Below are 23,335 nucleotides of genomic sequence, written 5' to 3'. Positions count from 1 at the left end.
GAGACTTCGGCGTCCCATACAACGACCACCCTTGGCATCTGCGAAGACAGGGTTCATCCTGGTCTCCGACGCGCAGCGCGGAAGAACGTCGCGTCTTCGGGAGATGGGCCATGGTATCCGGCAAATGCTTGATCAAATCCGCCTGGGTCGCCGTCGAGGTCGGGCGTGAGCGCTGCGAACGGGTGCTGGTGGTGGAGACGTACATCGCCGTGAGCCCCCTGGAGCAGAACTACGACGCGGCGCGCTACGACAGCATCGTCGCCGAGGTCCGCCGTGTGCTCGCCGCCAACCCGTCCCTCGACCGGGCCTCGATCCTCAGCATGCACCGGGACACCAAGTGCATTTCCCTGTTCCGGGCCGAAGCCGCCGCCGCCTGAGCGGATTGGCGCGACCGGCGGGAGGCGGATAGACACGCGGCCTCGCGAGTCCCATTCGCTCCCGGACCACCGCCATGCTCGAAGCCTTCCGCGCCATCGTCGACGGCGACGAGCCGCCGCCGCCCGGCGCCCGTGCGCCCTCCGACGAGGAGCTGACCCGCGCCCTGCAGGTGCTGCTCAAGAGCCAGTGCGTCTATTCCGGCACCCCCGGCATCGGGCGGACCTACGACCTCACCCGGCACTACGCGCCGTTCTTCCAGAGCTACTTCGCCTGCCTTGGGTACGGTTTCGAGGTCTCGCACCGGGACCAGATGGTGTTCCTGCGCGTGCCCCCGGAGGGCGTGCGCCACGACGGTCAGGCCGAGCGCCTGCGCAAGGACGAGACCCTGGTGCTGCTCGCCCTGCGGCTCGCCTACGAGGAAGGGCTTCGCGACCACCGCGTCACCACCGAGGGGGTGGTGGAATGCACCACCGACGACATCGCCGAATCGATCCGCACCGCCACCCGCAGCGACCCGCCGGAGGAGACCCGCTTGCTGGAGATCCTGCGGCTGTTCTCCCGGAAAGGCGCCCTGCGCCTGGGCGAGCGCGACAAGACCGAAAAGCTCACGCCCCTGATGGTGCTGCCCGGCATCGGCGTGCTCTCGCCCGACGCCTGGATGGAGCACGTCCGGGCCTGGGCTTCGGCCGGGGATGACGCCGCCTGATCGCCCCGGCCGGCTTGCCTCGCCGCCCCCGGCCATGCGAGCGAAGGCCCGACGATCCTTCGCAGCGTGCAAAAATCACCCGGCCTCAGTGTATCGCCTCACCGACATCGCCCTCTCGAACTGGTACCTGATCCGGCGCGAGCAGATTCGCATCCGCGGCGCGACGGCCCTCGTCGGACCGACGGGGGCCGGCAAGTCGACGATCTTCGACGCCGTCGGCACGGTGCTGGCCGGCAACAACGCCAGCCGTCTGGCGCTCAACGCCTCGGCGTCGGGCCGCTCGGCCCGCACGGTGCGCGACTATTGCCTCGGCTGGATCAGCGACCCGGCCGAGGGCGGCCGCCCGACCCGCGAGGCCTGCGAGACCCTCATCGTCCTCGTGTTCGAGAACCCGGTCTCGGGCCGCGTCGTCTCCGTTGGGCTGGCGCTGAGCGCCCGGGCCGAGGACAGCCGCGAGACCACCCTGTCGCGCTTCGTCTGCACAGGCCATCGCTTCGAGATCGCCGACTACGTCCGCGAGACGCCCGACGGCTCCTTCGTCGCGCCCTGGGCCGAGATCGCCAAGGATCTGCGCATCCGCTCCGAGACCTTCGAGGAGTTCCGCGCGTCCGGCGAGCGCTTCACCGCGGAGGTGCTCGGGCTCCTGCGCGAGGGCGCGCCGGTGCCCGAACCCCGCCACTTCCTGCGCACCTTCTCCAATGCGGTGGCCTTCAAGCCGATCTTCGATTCCTCCGCCTTCGTGCGCTCCTTCGTGCTGGAGCCCGAGCCCCTCGACGTCGCCCGCATCCGCCAGTCGGTGGAGAACTGGCGCCGTCTCCTCGAGACCATCGAGGAGTTGGAGCGGCGCCTGTCGCATCTCGGCCGCATCCTCGCCCGCTACGAGACCTGGGCGGAGGCGAGCCTGTCGGCGGCCCTCGACGACCTACGGGCCGCCGGCGCGGATCTGCGCCGCCGAGTCGTCGAATACACAACCGCCCGCACCGGCCTCGCCGATGTCGCCGAGCGCCTGCGCATCGCCCGCGAGAGCGTGACGACGAGCCAGGGCTTCGTGCGCGACATCGACGGCGAGATCGCGCAGAAGAAGGCCCTCATGGCCGGGACCCACGCGCAGGGGCGGCTCGCCGCCTCCGATGCGGGCCTCGCCGTGCTCACCCGCGACCGACGCGACCTCACCCTGCGGGTGACGGGCCTCGTCGGCCTGATCCAGGACGTCGCCCGCCTGACGGCGGTCATCGGCGAGGTCCGCCGCGTCGATCCGGGTGCAGCCCGCTTCGTCGAGGCCTGCGCCCGCGCGGGGCTCCGCCGCGAGGCCCCGCCGGAGGAAACGCTTCGCTCGGACGGGCCCCTGAATGCCCTGGTGACGGCGCTCGTCGACATGCCCGACATCGCCGGCCCCCTCGATACGGCGGCCGAGGACATGGCCCTGCGCGCCCGCGGCGCCGAGACGGAGGCGCAGGGCCTTTCGGCGCCCTTCGCCGGCGGCGGGGCGGCCAAGGGCGCGCGCCTGTCCTCGGACGTGGCGGCGTTCCGGGACGAACTCGCGCGGCTGGGCATCGACGCCGTGCCGGTCTGCGAACTCGCCGAGATCGTCGAGCCGAAATGGGGCATGGCCCTGGAGGGCCTTCTGGGGGGTGCTCGCGAAGCCCTGGTGGTGCAGCCCGACCGGCTGAACCAGGCGTTCGCCCATCTCGAAGCCCGGAAAGCACAGTTCTACCGCTGCCTTCTGGTCAAGACTACGGACACGGCCCGGCGCCGGGGCGGGCGCTACGACGACGGCCCCTTGGGCATGATCGAGACCCGCGATCCCCACGCCGAGGCGTTCCTCGCCGCGCGCCTCGGCGGCTACGACCTCGCCCCCGACGATGCGGCCCTCGCGCATATGAGCCGGGCCGTGGCGCCGAGCGGGCGCTCGACCTCCGGCATGGCCTATTCGGTGGTCCGTCCCGTGCAGCTCATGATGACGCGGGGCAGTCGCGGTCCGACCCAGGAGGGCCGCGAGGCCATGGAGCGGGCTGTGGCCGAGGCGCGGCGCCTGCGCGGCGAGGCCGGGGTGCTGCGCGAGGCCGCCCGCATCGCCGCGCAGCTCAAGGCACGTCTGGCCGAAGCGCCCATCGACCTGCCCGGCCTACGGGCCGAGTGCGACGCCATCGAGGGCCGCCGCCGCAGTCTCGCCACCGAGCGCGAGAGCGTCGAGAAGGCCGATACCGGCGCCCTCGAAGCCGAATTGAAGGAGCTCGCGAAGGAGCGTTCGGCCTACCTCACGGAACTCGTGCAGGTGCTCGAACCCAAGCGCGATGCCCTGCTGGGCGAGGAAGCGGGCCTGAAGGCCAAGGTCGCCTCCTCCCGCGAGGCGGCGCGCGCGGCGCTGGCCGCCCGGCGCTCGGCGCATGCGCGCTGGGTCGGCGGCGACACGGTCCGCATCCGCCTCGTGCGTCCGGAGGGCTTCGACCCGCGGGCCGTGGCCAAGGCCCGGGCGGACCTCGCCGGCCTCGACGCGAAGGAACTCGCCGCCGCCGCCGCCGCCGCCCGCAGCGCCGCCCGCGAGGCCCTCGAGACGGCCCGTACGCAGGGCCGCACCGCCGAGCGCGACTTGGCCGAGTATTGCGTGCAGTGGCGGATCGACAACCCTCTGGGGCGCGGCGACGCTCCGGCCTCGTTCGGCTACGGCTGGACCCGGCGCGCCTACGACGAGGTCGCGGGCCACGAGCTCAGGCGCTACCGCGATCAGGCCGTGCGGGCGGAAGGCGAGATGCGCCGCCTGATGACCGAGGACCTGCTGACGCGTCTCGCCGACAAGTTCGAGCGCGTCCGCGCCCGCCTCGACGCCCTCAACGAACGCCTGTCGAGCCAGACCTTCACCGGCCAGACCTACGCCTTCGAGGCCGCCGTCGACCGGCGCTACGCCGCCGTCCACGCGCTTGCCACCGAAGTCGCACGCTCGCCCGATGCGGCGCAGGCGGTCCTACCGGGCCAGGGCGAGACGCCGGCCGAAGGCCCGCTCTCGGCCGCCATCGAGGAGATCTCGGCCCTCATCGCCGGTGAGGAGAGCGCGGCGCGGCTGGCCGATTATCGCAACTATTTCGTCTACGAGATCGGCATGCGCGATGCCGCCGGCAACCGCACCACCATGTCGAACCGGGCTCTGCGCGGCTCCGGCGGCGAGGCGCAGGCGCCGTTCTACGTCGCCATCGCGGCCTCCCTGGCCTCGGCCTACTATCCCGGCGACCGACCGGGCGACGAGAATCCGGGGCTCGGCCTCTGCCTCCTCGACGAGGCGTTCTCGAAGCTCGACGTGCGCAACTCCCAAGCCCTCGTCGACCTCTACCAGGCGTGGGGCCTGCAGCTCCTCATCGCCGCGCCCGAGGACAAGCGCACCACGCTCACCGAGGTGATGGACACCATCGTCACCGTCTACAAGAGCCCGGACCTGAAGGGCGTCCGCATCGAATCCGAGCACCCCCTGGAAGCGGCCAAGCGTGCGCTCGCCGCCATCAACCCGGAACGCCAGGGGATCGAGGGGTTTCGCCTGCCCGGTGCGGCTGCGTGACATCGGTGCCGCGCGCCCAGGGCGCCGCCGAGAGCGTGCGGGCGAGGTAGTCGGCCAAGGCCGTGACCCGGGCCGGGCGCGGATCGCCCGGCGGCGTCATGAGGTGGAGCGCGATGGGCGGGGCCGACCACCCGGGCAGCACCCGCTCCAGCCGTCCGGCCGCGAGATCGTCCCACAGCATGAAGTCCGGCTGCACGGCGAGTCCGAGCCCGGCGCGCAGGGCCGGCGCCAGGGCGTCGGCGTTGTTCGCGCGCAGCGGCCCGCCAGGGATCACCACGGCCTCAATGCCGTCGGGCGCGAGGAAGCGCCAGCGGTCGGGGCTCGGCAGGTAGGCGTAACCGAGGCAGGCGTGACGGGCGAGGTCGCGCGGATGCTCCGGCCGCCCTTGCGCGGCGAGGTAGGCGGGGGCGGCCACGAGGGAGCGGTGGACCGTGCAGAGCCGGCGCGCCCGAAGGGACGAATCCGGCAGGGCCGCGATGCGCAGCGCGAGGTCGAACCCGCCGCCGACGAGGTCGACGAGGGCGTCGCCGAGATGCAGGTCGATGGTCAGGCCCGGATGAGCGGCGAGGAAGTCCGGCAGCAGGGGCGCGACGTGCATCACGCCGAACGACATCGGGGCCGCGAGCCGCACCCGCCCGCGCGGCGCGGCGGCTCCGTCGCGGGCCTGCGCCTCCGCCGCCTCGCCCTCGGCGAGCAGCCGGGCCGCCCCGTCCCGTGCCGCGAGGCCCGATTCGGTCAGCGCGAGCTTTCGCGAGGTGCGGTGGAACAGGCGCGCGCCGATGCGGGCCTCCAGGCGACCCACCGCCTTCGACACGGTGCCGGGCGCGACCCCGAGGTCGCGCGCCGCCTGCCCGAACGAGCCGGTCTCCGCCACCTTGGCGAAGACCGCCCAAGCTTCGAAATCGGGGAGTTTCATGCCTGCATTCCGGAAATGATGTGTTTCCATCGTTTCCGTTTTAGCGGGATGCGGCAAGGGCCATCTTGTCTCCAGCAGAAGGAGACAGCAGCATGACCCATCACGGACTCCACCACGTCACCGCGTTTTCCGGTTCGGCGTTGCGCAATCTCGATTTCTACACCGAGGTCCTCGGCCTGCGGCTGGTGAAGAAGACCGTCAACTTCGACGATCCGGGCACCTATCACCTCTATTACGGCGACGAGACCGGCCGGCCCGGCACGATCCTGACGTTCTTTCCCATCGCCGACGCGGCCCCCGGCCGGGTCGGCATCGGCGAGACCAGCGAGACTGCGTTCCGGGTGCCCCGCGCCTCCATCGGCTGGTGGCTGCAGCGCCTCGTCGAAGCCGGAATCGTCCACGACGTGCCGGTCGCGGTGATGGGCGAGCCGACCCTGCGCCTGCGCGATCCCGACGGGACGATGCTCGCCCTCGTGGGTGTCGCGGAGGCCGGTGAGGCGTCCGCCTGGACCGGTACCGTGCCGGCCGAGCATGCCATCCGGGGCCTGCACGGCGTCACCCTGCTGCTCGGCGAGGCCGGACCGACGGCGGCGATCCTGACCGACGTTCTCGGCTTCACCGAAGACACGCGGGAGGGGTCCTCGACCCGATACGCGAGCGGGGCCGCGGAGGGCGGCTTCGTCACCCTGCGGGCCGTGGGTGAATTCCTGCGGGGCCGCCAGGGGGCGGGCTCCGTCCACCACATCGCCTTCCGGGCGGCGGACGACGCCGCGCAGGCGGCGATGGTCGAGGCCCTCACCACCCGTCACGGGCTCGGGGTCACCGAGCAGCGCGACCGGGCCTACTTCCGCTCGGTCTACTTCCGCGAGCCCGGCGGAATCCTGTTCGAGATCGCTACCGATGTGCCCGGCTTCAGCGTGGACGAGCCCATTGCCGACCTCGGCACGGGGTTGAAGCTGCCCGCCGGCCTCGAGCCGCACCGCGCCCGGATCGAGGCGGCCCTGCCGCCCCTCGCCTGACCAGTCTTTCCCGGCCCGCATTCCCGCGGGCCGGGGCCGCTCGTGACACCCGGAGGTCCGCCATGACCGCGTCCACCCCGAAGACCCTCGCCTTCGTTCACCGCTTCGAGCCCGGTGCGAACCGTCCGCCCCTGCTCCTGCTGCACGGCACCGGCGGGGACGAATCCGATCTCCTGCCCCTCGGCCGCGCCGTGGCGCCGGGCGCGGCCCTGGTGTCGCCGCGCGGCCCTGTGCTGGAGAACGGGATGCCGCGCTTCTTCCGGCGCCTGTCCGAAGGCGTGTTCGACGAGGACGACGTGCGCCGCCGCGCGAAGGACCTGGCGGATTTCGTCGCCGACGCGCGGGCGGCCTACGGCCTCCCCGCCCCCGTCGCGCTCGGCTTCTCAAACGGCGCCAACATCGCCGCTGCCCTGCTCATGCTGCATCCGGGCGTCCTTGCCGGGGCCGTACTCCTGCGTCCGATGCTGCCGCTGGCCCAGCCGCCGGCGTTCGACCTCACGGGGGTGCCCCTGCTGATGCTCTCCGGCGCGCAGGACCCCATCGTTCCGGAGGCCAACGCGCGAGCGCTGGCCGAGCGCTTCCGCGGATCCGGCGCCCGGGTCGAGCACGGCGTACTCCCCGTCGGGCACGGACTGTCCCAGGCCGACGTGACGACGGCGGAGGCTTGGCTGGCGGGACTCGCGATCTGAAGGGGCGCCGGCCACGGGGCCGGCGCCCCTGCCCGGCTCAGAAGTTCGCCACCACCTGGAAGCGCACCAAGCGCGGTGCGCCGGGGGTGATGTTGTTGTTGCCGTCGGCGGTGGCGATGTAGCGCCGGTCGAACAGGTTCTCGATGTTCACCTGGGCCCGCACGAACTCGTTCACCCGGTAGAACAGTCCGAGGTCGAAGCGGGTGATCCCCGGCAGGCGGACGGTGTCGTCCGCCGAGGCGAAGGTGTGGCCGGTCTGGATGTAGCCGACGCCGAACGAGAATTGCGGCGTCACGTCGAACTTGTTCCACAGGGTGAAGGCGTTGAACGGCACGAGGCCGACCCGATTCCCCGGTCGCACACCCTGGGCGGCCGTGCCGAAGCCGCTGACGATGGTCGCGTCGGTGAAGGCGTAGCCGCCGGCCACCTGCCACCACTCGGTGACGTAGCCGTTGGCTCCGATCTCGGCGCCCTGCGTGTTGGTCTGGCCGGTGGCCAGGAAGAAGCCGGCCCGGTTCGGATCGGCGAGGCGCTGGTTGAACCGGTCGAGGTTGTACAGGGCTCCGGTGAGCTGGAGCACGGGCGAGACGTCGAGCTTCACGCCGATCTCCCCGTTCTCGAACCGCTCGGGCTGCGAAATCGCCAGCCCCGGGGCGAGGCTGCTGAACTGGTCGCCCGCGGAGGGCAGATAGGAGACGCTGTAGCTGCCGTAGAAGGCGAGGTTGTCCAACGGCTTCACCACGACGCCGGCCCGGGGGGAGAGCAGATTGTCGATGCGCGTGGTGCGGACGGGGGTCGAACCGGTCGCGTTGAGGTTGTCGGCCTTGAAGTCGAAGTGGTCGTAGCGCAGGCCGCCGATGAACTGCAGGTGCGGCCCGATCTCGATCTGGTCCTGCGCGTAGACGGCGGCCAACCCGAGGTCGTAGCGGGTGTTGGCGCCGGTCGTGTTCCGGAAGCTGACCGGCGCGCGGGTCGTCGGGAAGCGCGGGTTGACGGCCAGCGTCAGGCCGCCGTTGGCGAAGAACCCTTCCTCGCGGAAGGCACGGCCTTCCTGATAGCCGAGCTCGAACCCGGCGAGCAGGGTGTGCTTCAGGGGGCCGGTGTCGAACTTATAGGTGAAGTCGTTCTGCGAGAAGTAGTTCGTCCGGGGAGTGTCGTTGTTGTACGCGGTGATGTTCACGGACGTGCTGGCGGCGTTGACCGCCCCGCCCGGATAGACGTTCGAATAGAACTTCTGATAATCGGCGAAGCGCAGGGTGCTGTGCAGGTCGACACCGGAATCGAAGCGATGGTCCAGGGTCGCGGTGGCGATGTTGGCGTCTATGCGCGCGACGCTGAGATCCGGATTGCCGAAGTAGGTCGCGGTGTTGCGTCGGTAATTGTACGGTCGCCCGAATTGCGAGGGAATGCCCCGATCGGTGTTGCGCTCGTCGTGGAAGTATTCGTACGACAGCTTGAGCGTCGTCGCCGGGCCGAGCAGGAAGGTCATCGTCGGATTGAAGCCGTAGCGGCGGATGTCGACGAAATCGCGGTAGGTGCCGGTATCTTCGAACACGCCGTTCATCCGGAAGAACACGCTGTCGCTGACCCGGTCGCCGACATCGAGCGCCACGCGCTTGTTCCAGAACTGGCCGCCCTGGACCAGAACCTCGCGGATCGGGGTGCCGTCGGCTTCCTTCAGAACGCGATTGATGACGCCGCCGCCGCCGCCGCGACCGAAGACGAGGGCATTGGGGCCCTTGAGCACTTCGATGCGCTGGGTGTTGTACAGGTCACGGAAGTACTGAACGTCGTCGCGCACGCCGTTGACGTAGAAATCGGCGTTGGAGCGCTGACCGCGGATCACGAGATCGTCGCGGTTGCCCTCGCCCTGGTGCGGGATGATGCCGGGCACGTAGCGGATCGCCTCGTTGATGCTCTGGAAGCCCTGGTCGCGGATCTGCTGCTGGGTGACCACCGTCACGGATTGCGGCGTGTCGATGAGCGGCGTGTCGGTCTTCGTCGCCGAGCGGGTGCGCTTCGTGAGGTAGCCGACGGTGCCGCCCGCGCCCTCCACACTGAGCTGATCGAGGGTGACCGCGCTGCCGATCGCCGGCGTCGCGATCTGTGCCTGTGCCGTCCCGGCCGCGAACGTCCCCGCCAGCAGAAGCCCTACCGCCTGCCCATCCCGTCGCCGAAGCATGATCGTGAACTTTCGTCGTATCGCCCGAATCGAGGGCGCGTCGTCGCCGGCGCGAAACATTTCACGCGGCCGAAAGCTCCTGTATGTCCGGGCGTGAAAACGGCAAGCGATTTGAAGAGGTTAGGAGGGTTTCCAGTTTCGAGTGCTTCTAAGAGCCGGTCCAGTAAGGCGGTTAAGTTGCCCGCAATGGACAGGAAATCCGTCCTCCTTCGACATCGGAATGTTTCCAGATTGTAATCGAAACTCCAGCATCTTGATAAAAATATCACATTTGTTAGGGCCTCCCGGGCCGCCGGACTTCGGTTGAGGCAGCACCCCCGCCCATGCTAGGCGCCCCTCAGCACCCGTCTGCATCGCGAAAACCTCCGAGGCGCCCATGATCCCCCGTTACAGCCGCCCCGAGATGACCGCGATCTGGTCGCCCGAGACCCGCTTTAAGATCTGGTTCGAGATCGAGGCCCACGCCACGACGGCGCTGGCCGAGATCGGCGTGGTGCCGAAAGCCGCCGCCGACACGATCTGGGAGAAGGGCCGCGACGCCGTGTTCGATGTCGCGCGCATCGACGCCATCGAGGCGGTGACGAAGCACGACGTCATCGCCTTCCTCACGCATCTCGCCGAGATCGTCGGCCCCGAGGCCCGCTTCGTCCACCAGGGCATGACCTCGTCGGACGTTCTCGACACCTGCTTCAACGTGCAGCTCGTGCGCGCCGCCGATCTCCTCATCGCCGACGTCGACGCGTTGCTCGCCGCGATCAAGCGCCGGGCGTTCGAGCACAAGCTGACGCCGACCATCGGCCGCTCGCACGGCATCCACGCCGAACCCGTCACCTTCGGCCTCAAGCTCGCCCAGGCCTATGCCGAGTTCGAGCGCAATCGCGCCCGCCTCGTGGCGGCCCGCGAGGAAGTGGCGACCTGCGCCATCTCGGGGGCCGTCGGCACCTTCGCCAACATCGATCCGCGCGTGGAGGAGTACGTCGCGAAAGCCATGGGCCTGTCGCCGGAGCCGGTCTCGACCCAGGTGATCCCGCGCGACCGCCACGCCATGTTCTTCGCGACGCTGGGCGTGGTGGCGAGCTCGGTGGAGCGCCTCTCCATCGAGGTGCGCCACCTCCAGCGCACGGAAGTGCTGGAGGCCGAAGAGTTCTTCTCGGAAGGGCAGAAGGGCTCCTCGGCCATGCCGCACAAGCGCAACCCCGTGCTCACCGAGAACCTCACGGGCCTCGCCCGCATGGTGCGCTCCTACGCCCTCCCGGCCATGGAGAACGTCGCCCTCTGGCACGAGCGCGACATCTCGCATTCCTCCGTCGAGCGGATGATCGGCCCGGACAGCACCGTGACCCTGGATTTCGCCCTCGGCCGCCTCACCGGCGTCATCGACAAGCTGTTGATCTATCCCGAGCAGATGCAGCGCAACCTCGACAAGCTCGGCGGCCTCGTCCACTCGCAGCGCGTTCTCCTGGCCCTGACCCAGGCCGGCGTCTCGCGCGAGGATTCGTACCGCCTGGTCCAGCGCAACGCGATGCCGGTCTGGCGCGGCGAGGGCGACTTCCTCACCCTGCTCAAGGCCGACACCGACGTGACCGCCGCCCTGAGCCCGGCGGAGATCGAGGCCTGCTTCGACCTCGGCTACCACTTCAAGCACGTCGACACGATCTTTTCACGGGTGTTCGGGGCTTCCTGAGCCCCGTCGCACAAATCCTGCGTCGCGCCCTTCCCATCGGCGATTCAAAGGTCCCGCTCCGTGTCGAACCCCCGCATCGTCTACCTCAACGGCGACTTCCTCCCCTTCGAAGACGCGCGGGTGCCGATCATGGATCGCGGCTTCCTGTTCGCCGATGGGATCTACGAGGTCTCGGCGATCCTCGATCGCCGCCTCGTCGACAACGAAGCGCATCTCGCCCGCCTCGACCGGTCGCTCGGTGAGATCGACATCGCCAATCCGCACACGCTGGCCGAGTGGGTCGCCCTGCAGACGGAGCTCGTCGCCCGCAACCGGGTTACCGAGGGCCTCGTCTACATGCAGGTGACGCGCGGCGTGTACGAGCGTGACTTCGCCTATCCGCCGGCCGGCACCGCGCCGACCGTGATGATGTTCACCCAGGCGAAGACCGTGGCGGCCAACCCCCTGGCGGCCAAGGGCGCCCGGGTGATCACCGTGCCGGACCTCCGCTGGAAGCGCCGGGACATCAAGTCCATCGCGCTGCTGGCCCAGGTGCTCGCCAAGCAGCAGGCCGCCGCCGCGGGCGTCAGCGAGGCCTGGATGGTCGAGGACGATGCGGTGACGGAGGGCTCGTCGTCGACGGCCTTCATCGTCACGGGCGGCGGCACCCTGGTGACCCGTCCGCTCTCGACGGCGCTCCTGCCCGGCATCACCCGGCAGGCGGTGCTGCGTCTCGCCGCCGAATCCGGACTTGCCCTGGAGGAGCGCCTGTTCTCCGTGGCAGAGGCCCACGCGGCGGCGGAGGCGTTCTATACCAGCGCCTCGGCCTTTGTGATGCCGGTGGTGGAACTCGACGGGCAGCCCATCGGCACCGGCGCCCCCGGCCCCCACACCCTGCGCCTGCGCGAACTCTATCTCGAACTCGCCCGCGCGAGCGATTGAATCCCGCACGGCCGGAGGACATCCGTCTCACGCCAGGAACACACTCACGCCAGGAACACACTCACGCCAGGAACGCACTCACTCCAGGAACGCATCGGCCCCGGATCGGTTCTTCCGGCACGAACCCTGTCTTCCAGAAGGTGTCACGATGCGCATGATATGGCCCCTGGCCGCCGGCCTGAGCCTGCTGGCGACCGCCGCCTTCGCTCAGGTAACGGCGCCGAGCAGCCCGGTTCCCGACAAGATTCAGCCCGATGCCGGCCCGCCCGGCACCGGTGGCACCCTGAGCGACCGACTCGAGAAGAACGACGGCGTGATCAAGCCGCCGGGCAACACGGCCCCCGGCATGGTGGTGCGCCCGCCCGATCCGAACCCGGGCTCCATGCCGGTGATCAAGCCGGGCGACCTCCCCGGTCGCGAGCCGGGCACCGAGGCCAAGTAGCCGCCCTCGGGCGACCGCACGGTACGTATTCCCCCGGTGATTCGGAGCCGGATCGGCCAGTTGCTTGATTTCCGGCTACGGATCGCAGAAAGACCCGAGGAACGTGGGACGGTCCGGCCTCCATGGCCGGATCGTTTTCGCGCGGGTCCTCGGGACAGGTCTTGAGTGAATGGCAAACGTCGTCGTCGTAGGCGCCCAATGGGGTGACGAAGGCAAAGGCAAGATCGTCGACTGGCTCTCCGAGCAGGCCGACGTGGTGGTGCGCTTCCAGGGCGGCCACAATGCCGGCCACACCCTCGTGATCAACGGCGTGACCTATAAGCTGGCCCTGCTGCCCTCGGGCGTGGTGCGGGGCGGCAAGTTGTCGGTGATCGGCAACGGCGTCGTGGTCGATCCGTGGCACCTCGTCGACGAGATCGCCCGGCTTCAGGCCCAGGGCGTCGAGATCTCGCCGAAAACCCTGCGGATCGCCGATAACGCCACGCTGATCCTACCTCTGCACCGCGAGCTCGACCATTTTCGCGAGACCTCGAACGCGGGTCTCAAGATCGGTACGACGAAGCGCGGCATCGGACCGGCCTACGAGGACAAGGTCGGGCGCCGCGCCATCCGGGTCGTCGATCTCGCCGACGAGAGCACGCTGGCCGCCAAGATCGAGCGGGTCCTGACCCACCACAACGCCCTTCGGCGCGGCCTCGGAATCGAGGAGGTCGATGCCGACGCCCTGCTCGCCGAACTGAAGGCCATCGCGCCCACCATCCTGCCCTACGCCGACACCGTCTGGAAGCTCCTCGACGAGGAGCGCCGGGCCGGCAAGCGCATCCTGTTCGAGGGCGCGCAGGGCGCGCTCCTCGACGTCGACCACGGCACCTATCCGTTCGTGACCTCGTCCAACATCGTGGCGGCGCAGGCCGCGACGGGCTCCGGCATGGGGCCCTCGGCCATCGGCTACGTGTTGGGCATCGCGAAAGCGTACACCACCCGGGTCGGCGAAGGTCCGTTCCCCACGGAGCTGTTCGACGAGATCGGCGAGACCATCGGCGCGAAGGGCCGCGAGTTCGGCGTCAACACCGGGCGCAAGCGCCGCTGCGGCTGGTTCGACGCCGTTCTGGTGCGCCAGACCGTGAAGACCTCGGGCATCGACGGCATCGCGCTGACCAAGCTCGACATCCTCGACGGGTTCGAGACCATCCGGGTCTGTACCGGGTACCGCCTCGACGGACAGGTGATCGACCACCTGCCGGCGAACCAGGCGGCGCAGGCCAAGGTCGAACCCATCTACGAGGATATCGAGGGCTGGTCGGGCACGACGGCGGGGGCCCGCTCGTGGGCCGACCTCCCGGCTCAGGCGATCAAGTACGTGCGCCGCATCGAGGAACTCATCGGTGCGCCGGTGGCGCTGCTCTCGACTTCGCCGGAGCGCGACGACACCATTCTGATGCACAGCCCCTTCGAGGATTAACGCGTCTGAGAGGATGGGCGGCGCATCCGCTCTCGGGCGGGGTGCCGGCCCGCCCTGAGTTGAGCGGACCCCAGTCACGATGGCCGATTACTACCCCTTGCTGGCGCGCGCCCTCGAAGCGATGCCGGACCGTTCGCCGGCCCTTCGCAAGGCCGTGTACGAGCGCGCGCGCAGCGCCCTGATCGGCCAGCTTCGCTCCCTCGATCCCCCCCTGTCCGAGGCGGATATCGATATTGAGGCGCGGGCCCTCGAGACCGCCATCGATCGGCTCGAGACCGAGCACGGCCCTCCGGCCCCCGAGCCCTTGGCCGAGCCTCCGTCCGAGCCCGTGCCGGAACTCAAGCCCGAGCCCGAGCAGCCCGTCACAGCGGATGCGTTGCGGGATCTGCCGGAATCGCTGCCCGACGCCCCCGGGTCGGAGCCCCTGCGCCCCACCGCTCCGGCCCCGGAGCCGTTCCTGCCGCCGGCGCCCCCGCCGGACCTCGGCCGGACCCCGTTCATGCCGCCGGAGGAGCCGGCGAGCGCGCCGATCATCCCGATCCAGGCCCGCAAGGGTCGGTCGCCCGCCGCCGTGGCCGATCCCGCCGCCGAGGCGGTGTCGTCCTCGACGGACGCGTCCGCCCAGGAACCGGCGTCCGACGATTTCGTGGCCGATGCGGGCGGTGCCCGTCAGCGCCCGCGCATCGACGTGGTCGCGCCGCGGGCCGGACGGTCGCGCCTCCTGCGCAACGCCGTCGTGGGAGCCGTGCTGTTCACTGTCATCGGCCTGATCGCGGTGGCGGCGTTTCTGTTGCGCGACAAGCCGGCCGACCTTCAACCCCTGGCCGAGCAACAGGACACGGCGCAGGACAGCGCCGAGACCAAGTATGCCGACCGTATCGGTGGCGACCCCGTGGCGCCGCCGGCGCCGGCACGGCCTGCGCAGGCGCCTTCCTCGGCGGGCGCCGTGCAGCCGGACGTCTCCGTGGCGCAGCGCGCCGTCCTCTACGAGGAGAACACGTCCGCCACCAACGCCCAGCCGACCGTTGTGCAGGGGCGCGTCCTCTGGCGCCTCGAAACCGTGAACGGCGAGCGCGGTCAGGCCCTCGAAACGGCCGTTCGCGCGAACGTGGAGTTCCCCGAGGCGGGGATCACCCTGCAGATGACCATCAATCGCAATCTCGATGCGAGCTTGCCGGCATCGCACACCATCGAGCTCGCCTTCACCACGGACGGCACCAATGCCGCGCGCCGGACGGTGCAGGACATCGGGCTGCTTCAGGCCAAGGACGAGGAGAATGCCCGCGGGTCGCCGGTCTCGGGCCTGCCGGTACGGGTGCGGGAGAACCTGTTCCTCATCGGTCTGTCGTCCCTGCGCAACGACATCGACCGCAACACCGACCTGCTCCTTCACCGGAACTGGCTCGAACTCGCGGTGAAGTTCAACTCCGGTGCGCGCGCGATCATCAATTTCGAGAAGGGCGCGGCGGGCACGCAGGTGATGGAGAAAGCCTTCGCGCAGTGGCGCTGACGGGCCGGGACCGCTGACACGAAAAAGGCGGCCCGAGCGCTTCGGGCCGCCCTTGTCGTTTGAAGTCGTCGCTCCGCTCAGGCGTGGGCGGCTGCGCGCGGTGCCTCGCGGGACGCCAGGTTGCGCTTGACCGCCTCCTGGATCTTCTCGAAGGCACGCACCTCGATCTGCCGCACGCGCTCGCGCGAGACGCCGAACTCGCCCGACAGGTCCTCGAGGGTGATCGGATCGTCGGCCAGACGCCGCGCCTCGAAGATGCGGCGCTCGCGGGCATTGAGCACCGAGAGGGCATCGCGCAGGGCCGAGAGCCGGTTCTGGCCTTCTTCCTCACGGGCGAGCACCGTCTCCTGGCTCGGGCTGTTGTCGACCAGCCAATCCTGCCACTCGCCTTCGCCTTCCTCGCGCAACGGCGCATTGAGGGAGGTGTCGCCCGAGAGGCGACGGTTCATGTCGATCACCTCCTGCTCGGGCACGCCGAGCTTGACGGCGATCTGCGCCACCTGATCCGGCTTGAGGTCGCCCTCTTCCAGGGCCGAGATGCGGCCCTTGGCCTTGCGGAGGTTGAAGAACAGCTTCTTCTGGTTGGCGGTGGTTCCCATCTTCACGAGGGACCACGAGCGCAGGATGTATTCCTGGATCGCCGCCTTGATCCACCACATGGCGTAGGTGGCCAAGCGGAAGCCCTTGTCCGGCTCGAAGCGCTTGACCGCCTGCATCAGGCCGACATTGCCCTCGGACACGACTTCGCCGATGGGCAGGCCGTAGCCCCGATAGCCCATGGCGATCTTGGCCACGAGGCGCAGGTGCGAGGTGACGAGGCGATGGGCGGCGCCACGATCGCCCTTCTCCCGCCAATCCTTCGCGAGCGTGAACTCCTCGTTCGGCTCCAGCATCGGAAACTTGCGGATCTCATCGAGGTAGCGCGACAGGCCACCCTCGGTGGCGAGCACGGGCAATGCGCCGGCCATGGTCTTCCTCCTTGAATGGTCCCCGAATGGGCGGACCCGAACCGAACCGCCGCTCCCTTGAGCCGGCGTTTCGGCTCCCCATCTCTACCGGGAAACAGAAGACCCCGGAAGGCGGCTCGCCCAACGAACATCGCAGTCAACGCGCGATGTCGCCGATGGCTCAGGGGTGACACGAAACGCCGCGCCGGGCGGTGCCGTTCCGCACGCCCTTCGGGTCCGGGCTTGACCGTGACAGATGCGCCACGCGGGTACTGCGTTCCCTCAGGTCGTCGCCCCCTTCTTCCGCAGCGCCGACAGGAGCGCCTCCATCTCCGGCGGCAACGGCGACTCGAAGTGCAGGGTCTCGCCCGTGCGCGGATGGGCGAAGCCGAGCACGCTGGCGTGCAGGGCCTGACGCCCGAGGGCCAGGAGCGCGGCACGGGCCTCCTCGCCCAGCCGCGTGGCCTTGGTCTTGAACGCGCTGCCGTAGACGGCGTCGCCCAGGAGCGGGTGGCCGCGATGGCTCATGTGCACCCGGATCTGGTGCGTGCGTCCGGTCTCCAGCTCGCACCGGACCAGGGCGACCAGACCCATCGCGTCGAGGGCTTCCTCGACATGGTAGTGCGTGATGGCCTCCCGACCCGTCTCGGCCCGCACCACGGCGATCTTCTCACGATTTCGGATGCTGCGGGCGAGATAGGCGTCGATGGTGCCGACGCGCGGCTCGGGCACGCCCCAGACCAGGGCGCGGTAGACCCGCTCCAGGGGGCCGGTGCGGCCGTGATCGGCGAACTGCTCGGTCAGGCCTTTGTGCGCCCGGTCGTTCTTGGCCACTACGAGGAGCCCGCTCGTGTCCTTGTCGAGACGGTGGACGATTCCCGGCCGCCGCACGCCGCCGATCCCCGACAGGCTGTCGCCGCAATGGGCGATGAGGCCGTTGACCAGGGTGCCGGAATCATGTCCGGGCGCGGGGTGGACCACCAGACCCGCCGGCTTGTCGATGACGATCAGGTCGCTGTCCTCGTAGACCACGACGAGATCCTGGGTCTCGCCCTGCGGGGTCGCCGCCACGGCGGTCGGAATCGTCACGGCGAGTTCGGTGCCGGGCCCGACCTTCACCGACAGATCGAGCACCACCGCGCCGTTGCGTGTCACCTGGCCGGTCCGGATCAGATCCTGCAGGCGCGCCCGCGACACGTCCGGGAATGCCCGCGCCAGGGCGCGGTCGAGGCGCTCCGGCGTCACGTCGTCGGCGAGTGTCGCCCGACGGTCCTCTGGTTGCTGCAACGATCGTCCCTCCGCCCCGTTCACCGCGACCCGGACGGACCGCGCAAAATCACGCGCGGGGGCACTTGCTCCCTCGCCGGACCGTCGCTATACGATCGCCACACCGCCGGGAAGCTTCCTCCCGCCGGACGGTCCCACGGGATCGGAGTGAACGGGAAGCGGCGTCGGTGCCCCAAGGGTGCCGCGTTGGATTGAAGACCGCGCCCATCGTCTAGCGGTTAGGACAGGTCCCTCTCACGGATCAGACCGGGGTTCGATTCCCCGTGGGCGCGCCAATCCACTTTATCTCCAGTCTACTTGATTCGCTTCAAGTCGAGGCATTCGCCCGACGCGTTGTTTCCGCTGGTTGCAAAGATCGTCCAGGGCGTGACGCGCTGCGGAACTTGCGAAGCGCCGGTGGTCATTCCCCAAAATCCGTTCTGTCGACCTTATTCATGCCGCGGATGGTGCGTTGCCGCAACGAAAGTCTTGTGCGCGCGCCGGGCTCGGCCTTGCTGCGTCTTAAGTTTGGGTTACCATCTGCGACTTCACAGCGTTCGACGATTCCAGATCGAGACAAGGTGTTTGCCATGTCCCAGACCATTCGCGTCACGCCGACCCACGATGGCACCTATACTGTCTATCGTGGGACTGAAGTCCTGGTGAGCGGCCTCACTCGCACTCAGGCCGAGCGCTACGAGGCCGATCTCGGTCTCCTCGCCTCCCTCGGCCCGCCCAACCGCCCGACCGGCCTCTCCGCCTGACGAGCTATCCCGGCGTCGCCCGTCCGCGGGCGACGCACCTGCGCGCCGGTCAAGCTGGCGTCAATCGTAGCGGTCCGCGATCGTCGATGAGGCCGGTTTCCGTGAGTCCCCGCTCCCGCCCCGCGATGCCGTAGCCGGCGGGACCGCGCGTGATGGTGTACAGGTAGTAGCTCGCCCGCCGGTTCGGTCCGCCCTGGCGGGCCGAGGCCGAGGTGCATCCCACCACCGGCACCGGCCGTCCCCCAGGCCCCTTCGCGAAATGCACGCTGCCGACGTGGTTGTGGCCGTGCAGGATGAGGTCGGCTCCGGCCTGCGCGATCATCGCCATGAACGCTTCGGCATCCTTCAGTTCACGCCCCGACGAGGCACCGCCCGGATGGGGCGGATGGTGAATCATCACCACCCGGCACGGCGGTTCGGCCTCGGCGCCGAGGCGTTCCAAGATGCCGCGAGCCGCCACGATCTGCGGTGGGCCGAGGCGCCCGCTGGCCACGAACGGCTTCGTCGGGATCGCCGAAGACAGGCCGATGAGCGCCACGGGGCCGCGGCGGCGCAGGTAGGGGAACACGCCCGGCGTGCCGTCGTCGTCCGTGGTCCAGGCGCCGCAGGCGGCCAGCAGCCCGTCGAGGGAGCCGCGCACGTAGGCGTCGTGGTTGCCCGGCACGAAGCTCACCGCCTCGGGATCGCCCAAGGCCTCCAGGAACACCCGTGAGGTCGCCCACTCGCTCGGCAGGCCGATGTTGCAGAGGTCCCCCGTGCAGGCGATGTGGTCGTGCGGCTGCATCTGCAGGTCGGCCACCAGGGCGGCGAGCAGTTCCATGTCGTGGGCGTTCTTGCGCCCCCGCCGCCAGTTCACGTAGCCCGTGGCGCGCTTGCTTAAGAGCTGGCGCAGGCGCGGGCGCGGCAGCGGCCCGACATGCGGGTCGGTGATGTGGGCGAGGCGGAACATGCGTGTCCGTTGCGGATGGAAGTCACGCCCGGCATCGCCACTCGCGGCGGCGGGGTCAACCCGGTCGGCGCGCACCACACGCCACTCACGCGCTGCCGATGACGATGCCGGTCGCCAGCACGAGGGCGCCGCCCAGCACCACCTGAAGCGCGGCCCGCCAGAACGGTGTGGCCATGTAGCGCGTGCGGATGCCGGCAATGAGGAACAGCTCGACGACGACCACCAGGACGGCGAGACCCGTCGCCACGGCGAAGGCATTCGGCCACGCATCGGGGATCAGGTACGGCAGCGTATGCCCCAGGCCGCCCAGCGTCGTCATCACGCCGCAGACGAGACCGCGCATCCAGGGCGATCCACGTCCGGTGATCGACCCGTCATCCGACAGGGCCTCGGTGAAGCCCATGCTGATGCCGGCACCGAGGGAGGCGGCCAGCCCGACGAGGAAGGTCGCGCCGTTGCTGTGCGTCGCGAAGGCCGCGGCGAAGATCGGCGCCAGGGTCGAGACCGAGCCGTCGATGAGTCCGGCGAGCGCCGGCTGAACGTAGCGGAGGACGAAGGCCCGGTGCGCGTCGGCTGTTGCCGCACCCGGCGTCGGAGAAGGAATGCGCGTCTCGGCGCCCGCAGTCGCGATCATCGCCTGGTCTCCAGTTTTGATTCGTTCCAATCTATAATTTAGAACTGTTATGAACAAGCGAATTTGTCGGGTGTCGACGGGGATTTGCCGCGTTTCGCCGTGAGTCGGACCGGGGGTGCCCGGAGGCCGAGCGTTGCGCCCCAACGGGGAACGGCGCTAGACACCGCCCGGCGACGGCCAAGGCGGCCCTCCCCGGCCCTCGCGCCGGGTCGGTCCGCGTACCGCGCCGCGAAGGCGTTGCATCATGAGTGTCCTCAAGCGCATCGGCCGCGCCCCAGCGGTCCAGCAGGCCCTCGGCCGCGCCGCGGGCGGGTACCTGCGCCTCGTGCGCGCCACCAACCGCTTTTCCATGGAGCCGGCCGAGCCCGATCCCTGGCTCGACGGCCTCGGGCCGTTCATCGCCGGCATGTGGCACGGCCAGCACACGATGATCTCGTTCATGCGCCGGCCGCACGACCGCATCGCCACGATCATCTCGCGCTCGGCCGACGGCAACATCAACACCATCGCGTTGGAGCGCATGGGCGTGCGGGTGATCCGGGCGTCGGGTGCGCGCGGGCGGGCCGTGCGCGACGTGAAGGCCAAGGGCGGTGCCGAGGGCCTGCGCGCCATGCTGCGCGCCCTGAAGAACGGTGAATCCGTCGCCTTCAGCGCCGACGTGCCGAAGGTCTCGCGCCGCTGCGACGCAGGCATCCTCACCCTCAGCCGCTTTTCCGGTCGGCCCATCGTGCCCGTGGCCGTGGTCACCAGCCGGCACCTGCGGCTGAACAGCTGGGACCGGGCCTGCTTCGGCCTCCCGTTCGGGCGCGGCGCCATGGTGTTCGGCACGCCGATCCACGTACCCCGCGAGACCGAACCCGAGGCGTTCGAGGCGTTGCGCCTCGCGGTGGAGGCGGAGATGAACCGCGTTCACGACCGCGCCTATACCCTCGTCGGCCGCACCGACCGGGTGGGAAACCCCGCATGAGAGCGCCGGCTCAGCCCGCGTCGGTGAAGGCGATCCCCACCAAGGCCCCGCCCCTGACGGCGATCCTGAAGCTCTATCGCTACGGTCTGCTCGTCGGCGAGCCGGCGGTGGCCGGTCTGCTGGCGTGGCGCTCGCGCCAGGGCAAGGAGGACCCGGGGCGCCTGTCCGAGCGCCGCGGCCTGCCCGGCCGCGCCCGCCCCATCGGCCGCCTCGTCTGGATGCACGGCGCCAGCGTCGGCGAGATCCTCTCCCTCGTCGGCCTCGTCGACGGCATGATCGCGCGGGGGTTCTCCGTCCTCGTCACCACGGGCACCCGCAGCGCCGCCGATCTCATCGGCAGCCGCCTGCCGTCGGGAGCCGTGCACCAGTACATGCCCCTCGACGCACCGCGCTGGGTCGGGCGCTTCCTCGACCATTGGCGGCCGGACCTCGCCCTGGTGGCGGAATCCGAGATCTGGCCCAGCACCGTCGCCGGCCTCCACGCCCGCGCCATTCCCCTGATCCTCGTCAACGGCCGGATGTCCGAGCGCTCGTTCCGCGGCTGGGGCCGTACGCCCCGCACCGCCCGCGCGCTCCTGGCGCGCATCTCCGTCTGCCTCGCGCAGACGGAGGAGGATGCGGCGCGCTTCGCCAAGCTCGGCACACCCCGGGTCGTCGTCTCGGGCAACCTCAAATACGATTCGGACGTGCCGCCCGTGGACGAGCAGCAACTCGCGCACTTGCGCGACTGCATCGGCGACCGCCCCGTCTGGGTCGCGGCCAGCACCCATCCGGGCGAGGACGCCGTGGCGGCCCGCGTCCACGCGGTGCTGAAGCGCCGCTGGCCCGAAATCCTCACCATCGTGGTCCCGCGCCATCCCCATCGCGGCGGCGATGTCGCGGCCCGCGCCTCGGCCGAAGGATTGCGCAGCGCCCGGCGCTCCCAAGGCGGGCGCCCGCACGGGAGCATCGACCTGTACGTCGCCGACACGCTCGGCGAACTCGGCCTGTTCTATCGCCTGACGTCCCTGGTCTTTCTCGGTGGCTCCCTCGTGGAGCACGGCGGCCAGAACCCCATCGAGCCGACGCGCCTCGGCGCCGCGGTCCTGCACGGGCCGCACATCTTCAACTTCACGCAGGTCTACCGGGCCCTCGACGGTGCCGGTGGCGCCCGCTGCGTCGCCGACGCGGACGACCTTGCCGCGGCCCTCGCGGATTTTCTCGCCGAACCCGCCCGCATCGACGCCATCGCCCGCGCGGGAGCAGCGGCCCTCGCGCCGTTCGAGGGCGCCGTCGATCGCACCCTGGCGGTGCTCGATCCGTTCATCGCGCAGATGCGGCTCACCGCCATGACGGCGCAGTGAGCCGGGCCTGATGCGGCCCCCGGCCTTCTGGCATGCCGGGCCTGGGCACCCCGTCGCACGGGCTCTGGCGCCCCTCGCCGCCCTCTACGGCTGGCGCAGCGCCGCCAGGATGGACCGGCGGGGCACGCCCGGCCCCTGTCCCATCGTGTGCATCGGCAATTTCACCCTCGGCGGCGCCGGCAAGACGCCGACCGCCCTCGCGGTGGCCGGTCTCCTGCGCGACCTCGGCGCATCCCCGGCCTTCCTGACCCGTGGCTATGGCGGCCGCCTCGCCGGCCCGGTGCGCGTCGATCCCGACCGGCACGCCGCCGTGGACACCGGCGACGAACCCCTGCTGCTCGCCCGGTTCGCCCCCACCATCGTGGCGCGGGACCGGCTGGCGGGCGCGCCTCACTGCATCGAGGCGGGCGCCGACGTGATCGTCATGGACGACGGTCTGCAGAGCCCGGCGCTCGCCAAGGCTCTGTCCTTCGCGGTGGTGGATGCGGGGGTGGGCGTCGGCAACGGCCGCGTTTTCCCCGCCGGCCCCCTGCGGGTGCCCCTCGCCCGGCAATGGCGCCACATCCACGGCCTCGTTCTCATCGGCGCCGGCGCCCCCGGCGAGACCGTGGCCGAGGACGCCGCGCACCGTGGGTTGCCGGTGCACCGCGCCCGGCTCGTCCCGGAAGGCGACTGGGCCGGGCGCCGGGTCCTGGCGTTCGCCGGTATCGGCCGGCCCGACAAGATGTTCGCCACCCTGCGCGAAGCCGGCGCCGACGTGGTCGCGACCCGCGCCTTCGCCGACCACCATCCCTACGGACGGGCCGAACTCGGCGCCCTCGCGGCGGAGGCGGAGCGCCTCGGCGCCGACCTCGTCACCACCCGGAAGGACCACGTCCGGCTGCCGCCCGAATTCGCCACCCGCGTCACGGTCCTGCCCGTGACCCTCGCGTTCGTCGATGCCGGTGCCGTCGCGGCGCAACTGGCGGACATCCTGCCCCGCCCCTGAGTGTCCGGTCCGCCCTCGTTC

The 23,335-nt window shown here is 70.3% G+C and carries 19 protein-coding genes, 1 tRNA gene and 1 pseudogene; 15 read left to right on the top strand and 6 right to left on the bottom strand.

Features of this window, described 5'->3' with window-relative positions; all coding sequences use genetic code 11:
• The first annotated feature begins 110 nt into the window (after window positions 1-110).
• The 3 genes from ASF27_RS17290 to ASF27_RS17280 all read left to right on the top strand — a co-directional run bounded on the left by ASF27_RS17290 (window position 111) and on the right by ASF27_RS17280 (window position 4,631).
• Window positions 111-377, top strand: a complete 267-nt coding sequence (locus tag ASF27_RS17290; protein ID WP_056173812.1) for a hypothetical protein — start codon at window positions 111-113, stop codon at window positions 375-377.
• A 74-nt stretch (window positions 378-451) separates the two neighbouring features.
• Window positions 452-1,084: a DUF4194 domain-containing protein gene (locus tag ASF27_RS17285; protein WP_056362012.1), complete on the top strand. Its 633-nt coding sequence runs from the start codon at window positions 452-454 to the stop codon at window positions 1,082-1,084.
• An 88-nt stretch (window positions 1,085-1,172) separates the two neighbouring features.
• Window positions 1,173-4,631 carry an SbcC/MukB-like Walker B domain-containing protein gene (locus tag ASF27_RS17280; RefSeq protein WP_056362009.1) on the top strand — a complete coding sequence of 1,153 codons (3,459 nt, stop codon included), beginning with the start codon at window positions 1,173-1,175 and terminating at the stop codon, window positions 4,629-4,631.
• Here the strand turns inward: ASF27_RS17280 and ASF27_RS17275 are convergent.
• Window positions 4,576-5,547 carry a LysR family transcriptional regulator gene (locus tag ASF27_RS17275; protein WP_056362006.1) on the bottom strand — a complete coding sequence of 324 codons (972 nt, stop codon included), beginning with the start codon at window positions 5,545-5,547 and terminating at the stop codon, window positions 4,576-4,578. The two genes, ASF27_RS17280 and ASF27_RS17275, sit on opposite strands and share 56 nt — an antisense overlap.
• A gap of 92 nt (window positions 5,548-5,639) precedes the next feature.
• On the opposite strand from ASF27_RS17275, the gene ASF27_RS17270 reads away from it, so the two are divergent.
• On the top strand, window positions 5,640-6,566 hold the full coding sequence (locus ASF27_RS17270; protein WP_056362004.1) for a ring-cleaving dioxygenase: 927 nt from the start codon (window positions 5,640-5,642) through the stop codon (window positions 6,564-6,566).
• A gap of 62 nt (window positions 6,567-6,628) precedes the next feature.
• Window positions 6,629-7,255, top strand: a complete 627-nt coding sequence (locus ASF27_RS17265; RefSeq protein WP_056303302.1) for an alpha/beta hydrolase — start codon at window positions 6,629-6,631, stop codon at window positions 7,253-7,255.
• Between the two features lie 37 nt (window positions 7,256-7,292).
• Here ASF27_RS17265 and ASF27_RS17260 read toward each other — a convergent pair whose 3' ends face one another.
• On the bottom strand, window positions 7,293-9,437 hold the full coding sequence (locus ASF27_RS17260) for a TonB-dependent siderophore receptor (protein ID WP_056362209.1): 2,145 nt from the start codon (window positions 9,435-9,437) through the stop codon (window positions 7,293-7,295).
• Window positions 9,438-9,813: 376 nt separating this feature from the next.
• On the opposite strand from ASF27_RS17260, the gene purB reads away from it, so the two are divergent.
• From purB to ASF27_RS17235, 5 genes are all read left to right on the top strand, one after another.
• On the top strand, window positions 9,814-11,121 hold the full coding sequence (gene purB / locus ASF27_RS17255) for an adenylosuccinate lyase (RefSeq protein WP_056173791.1): 1,308 nt from the start codon (window positions 9,814-9,816) through the stop codon (window positions 11,119-11,121).
• A 60-nt stretch (window positions 11,122-11,181) separates the two neighbouring features.
• Window positions 11,182-12,042 (top strand): D-amino-acid transaminase, encoded by an 861-nt coding sequence (locus tag ASF27_RS17250; RefSeq protein WP_056362001.1) that lies wholly within the window; start codon window positions 11,182-11,184, stop codon window positions 12,040-12,042.
• Window positions 12,043-12,190: 148 nt separating this feature from the next.
• A complete protein-coding gene (locus ASF27_RS17245) occupies window positions 12,191-12,484 on the top strand; it encodes a hypothetical protein (RefSeq protein ID WP_056173783.1) in 294 nt (97 codons plus the stop codon).
• A 169-nt stretch (window positions 12,485-12,653) separates the two neighbouring features.
• On the top strand, window positions 12,654-13,946 hold the full coding sequence (locus tag ASF27_RS17240; RefSeq protein ID WP_056173780.1) for an adenylosuccinate synthase: 1,293 nt from the start codon (window positions 12,654-12,656) through the stop codon (window positions 13,944-13,946).
• Window positions 13,947-14,025: 79 nt separating this feature from the next.
• On the top strand, window positions 14,026-15,456 hold the full coding sequence (locus tag ASF27_RS17235; RefSeq protein WP_056361997.1) for a hypothetical protein: 1,431 nt from the start codon (window positions 14,026-14,028) through the stop codon (window positions 15,454-15,456).
• 77 nt (window positions 15,457-15,533) lie between these two features.
• On the opposite strand, the gene rpoH is transcribed toward ASF27_RS17235, so the two are convergent.
• Together rpoH and ASF27_RS17225 are read right to left on the bottom strand one after the other, a co-directional pair.
• Entirely contained in the window at window positions 15,534-16,424 is an 891-nt protein-coding gene (gene rpoH / locus ASF27_RS17230) for an RNA polymerase sigma factor RpoH (RefSeq protein WP_056173774.1), read from the bottom strand.
• A 261-nt stretch (window positions 16,425-16,685) separates the two neighbouring features.
• Window positions 16,686-17,690, bottom strand: a complete 1,005-nt coding sequence (locus ASF27_RS17225) for an RluA family pseudouridine synthase (RefSeq protein ID WP_056361993.1) — start codon at window positions 17,688-17,690, stop codon at window positions 16,686-16,688.
• Between the two features lie 200 nt (window positions 17,691-17,890).
• On the opposite strand from ASF27_RS17225, the gene ASF27_RS17220 reads away from it, so the two are divergent.
• Both ASF27_RS17220 and ASF27_RS22755 read left to right on the top strand, forming a co-directional pair.
• Window positions 17,891-17,965, top strand: a tRNA-Glu gene (locus ASF27_RS17220).
• Between the two features lie 294 nt (window positions 17,966-18,259).
• Window positions 18,260-18,433, top strand: coding sequence for a hypothetical protein (locus tag ASF27_RS22755; protein ID WP_200918875.1), 174 nt, complete (start codon window positions 18,260-18,262; stop codon window positions 18,431-18,433).
• Window positions 18,434-18,482: 49 nt separating this feature from the next.
• On the opposite strand, the gene ASF27_RS17215 is transcribed toward ASF27_RS22755, so the two are convergent.
• Both ASF27_RS17215 and ASF27_RS17210 read right to left on the bottom strand, forming a co-directional pair.
• A complete protein-coding gene (locus ASF27_RS17215) occupies window positions 18,483-19,382 on the bottom strand; it encodes a metallophosphoesterase (RefSeq protein ID WP_056361990.1) in 900 nt (299 codons plus the stop codon).
• 85 nt (window positions 19,383-19,467) lie between these two features.
• Window positions 19,468-19,947 (bottom strand): annotated as a pseudogene (locus tag ASF27_RS17210) (VIT1/CCC1 transporter family protein); the annotation flags it as partial.
• A 313-nt stretch (window positions 19,948-20,260) separates the two neighbouring features.
• On the opposite strand from ASF27_RS17210, the gene ASF27_RS17205 reads away from it, so the two are divergent.
• The 3 genes from ASF27_RS17205 to lpxK are packed head-to-tail and all read left to right on the top strand — an operon-like array spanning window position 20,261 to window position 23,314.
• Window positions 20,261-20,983, top strand: coding sequence for a lysophospholipid acyltransferase family protein (locus tag ASF27_RS17205; RefSeq protein WP_056305469.1), 723 nt, complete (start codon window positions 20,261-20,263; stop codon window positions 20,981-20,983).
• A complete protein-coding gene (locus ASF27_RS17200) occupies window positions 20,980-22,326 on the top strand; it encodes a 3-deoxy-D-manno-octulosonic acid transferase (protein ID WP_082479259.1) in 1,347 nt (448 codons plus the stop codon). Before ASF27_RS17205 ends, ASF27_RS17200 begins: the two co-directional genes overlap by 4 nt.
• A 10-nt stretch (window positions 22,327-22,336) precedes the next feature.
• On the top strand, window positions 22,337-23,314 hold the full coding sequence (gene lpxK / locus ASF27_RS17195) for a tetraacyldisaccharide 4'-kinase (protein ID WP_056361987.1): 978 nt from the start codon (window positions 22,337-22,339) through the stop codon (window positions 23,312-23,314).
• Window positions 23,315-23,335: the final 21 nt, after the last annotated feature.

The organism is Methylobacterium sp. Leaf102 (genome assembly GCF_001422425.1).
Lineage (GTDB): Bacteria > Pseudomonadota > Alphaproteobacteria > Rhizobiales > Beijerinckiaceae > Methylobacterium.
The sequence above is the reverse complement of the archived record's forward strand: the minus strand, read 5'-3'. Positions and strand labels throughout refer to the sequence as shown.

What these genes read in the sequence shown, in the direction of transcription:
- ASF27_RS17290 (WP_056173812.1), top strand. Translation starts at nt 111, where the DNA reads ATGGTATCCGGCAAATGCTTGATCAAATCCGCCTGGGTCGCCGTCGAG.
- ASF27_RS17285 (WP_056362012.1), top strand. Translation starts at nt 452, where the DNA reads ATGCTCGAAGCCTTCCGCGCCATCGTCGACGGCGACGAGCCGCCGCCG.
- ASF27_RS17275 (WP_056362006.1), bottom strand. Translation starts at nt 5,547, where the DNA reads ATGAAACTCCCCGATTTCGAAGCTTGGGCGGTCTTCGCCAAGGTGGCG.
- ASF27_RS17270 (WP_056362004.1), top strand. Translation starts at nt 5,640, where the DNA reads ATGACCCATCACGGACTCCACCACGTCACCGCGTTTTCCGGTTCGGCG.
- ASF27_RS17265 (WP_056303302.1), top strand. Translation starts at nt 6,629, where the DNA reads ATGACCGCGTCCACCCCGAAGACCCTCGCCTTCGTTCACCGCTTCGAG.
- ASF27_RS17260 (WP_056362209.1), bottom strand. Translation starts at nt 9,437, where the DNA reads ATGCTTCGGCGACGGGATGGGCAGGCGGTAGGGCTTCTGCTGGCGGGG.
- purB (WP_056173791.1), top strand. Translation starts at nt 9,814, where the DNA reads ATGATCCCCCGTTACAGCCGCCCCGAGATGACCGCGATCTGGTCGCCC.
- ASF27_RS17245 (WP_056173783.1), top strand. Translation starts at nt 12,191, where the DNA reads ATGCGCATGATATGGCCCCTGGCCGCCGGCCTGAGCCTGCTGGCGACC.
- ASF27_RS17240 (WP_056173780.1), top strand. Translation starts at nt 12,654, where the DNA reads ATGGCAAACGTCGTCGTCGTAGGCGCCCAATGGGGTGACGAAGGCAAA.
- ASF27_RS17235 (WP_056361997.1), top strand. Translation starts at nt 14,026, where the DNA reads ATGGCCGATTACTACCCCTTGCTGGCGCGCGCCCTCGAAGCGATGCCG.
- rpoH (WP_056173774.1), bottom strand. Translation starts at nt 16,424, where the DNA reads ATGGCCGGCGCATTGCCCGTGCTCGCCACCGAGGGTGGCCTGTCGCGC.
- ASF27_RS22755 (WP_200918875.1), top strand. Translation starts at nt 18,260, where the DNA reads ATGTCCCAGACCATTCGCGTCACGCCGACCCACGATGGCACCTATACT.
- ASF27_RS17215 (WP_056361990.1), bottom strand. Translation starts at nt 19,382, where the DNA reads ATGTTCCGCCTCGCCCACATCACCGACCCGCATGTCGGGCCGCTGCCG.
- ASF27_RS17205 (WP_056305469.1), top strand. Translation starts at nt 20,261, where the DNA reads ATGAGTGTCCTCAAGCGCATCGGCCGCGCCCCAGCGGTCCAGCAGGCC.
- ASF27_RS17200 (WP_082479259.1), top strand. Translation starts at nt 20,980, where the DNA reads ATGAGAGCGCCGGCTCAGCCCGCGTCGGTGAAGGCGATCCCCACCAAG.
- lpxK (WP_056361987.1), top strand. Translation starts at nt 22,337, where the DNA reads ATGCGGCCCCCGGCCTTCTGGCATGCCGGGCCTGGGCACCCCGTCGCA.